The following is a 663-nucleotide window of genomic DNA, read 5'->3' as shown; positions in this document are numbered from 1 at the left end:
GATAAAGATAGTCAAAAAGCATTAGAAGGCGTAGTCTTCGAAGTACAAGACGACAAAGGCAAAGTAGTAACAGAAGTAAAAACAGATAAAAATGGTAAAGCAAAAATCTCAGACTTATCTGTAGGAAAGTACAAATTAGTAGAGAAAGAAAGCTTACCAGGTTACAAACAATTAACAGAACCAGTATCGTTTGAAATTACAAAAGGTATGACAGAAGTTCTATCATTAAAAATAGAAAATGAAATGGTAGATACGGGAAATGTAGAAATTACAAAAATAGATAAAGATAATAAGGCACCGTTAGCAGGTGTAGTCTTTGAAGTACAAGACGACAAAGGCAAGGTAGTAACGAAAGTAACGACAGATAAAATTGGAAAAGCAACAGTTTCAGATTTATCAGTAGGAAAGTACAAGCTAGTAGAAGTAGAGAGTTTACCAGGCTACAAAAAATTAGAAAAGCCTGTACCATTTGAAATTACAAAAGGTATGTCAAAATCTTTAGCGTTCACTGTAGAAAATGAAATGGTAGATACGGGGAATGTGGAAATCACAAAAATAGATAAAGACAGTAAAGCACCATTAGAAAATGTTGTATTTGAAGTACGTGACTCAAAAGGAAAAGTAGTTGCGAAAGTAACGACGGATAAAGAAGGAAAAGCAAAC

The 663-nt window shown here is 33.3% G+C and carries 1 protein-coding gene; it reads left to right on the top strand.

Annotated features, from left to right (window positions below; genetic code table 11):
• Positions 1-663, top strand: a 663-nt coding sequence (locus MR107_RS30225) for an MSCRAMM family protein (protein ID WP_255855184.1), incomplete at both ends; no start/stop codon positions are given.

It is taken from the genome of Bacillus cereus group sp. BfR-BA-01441, assembly GCF_022663075.1.
GTDB classification, from domain to species: domain Bacteria; phylum Bacillota; class Bacilli; order Bacillales; family Bacillaceae_G; genus Bacillus_A; species Bacillus_A cereus.
This window is presented reverse-complemented; position numbering and strand designations above follow the sequence as displayed.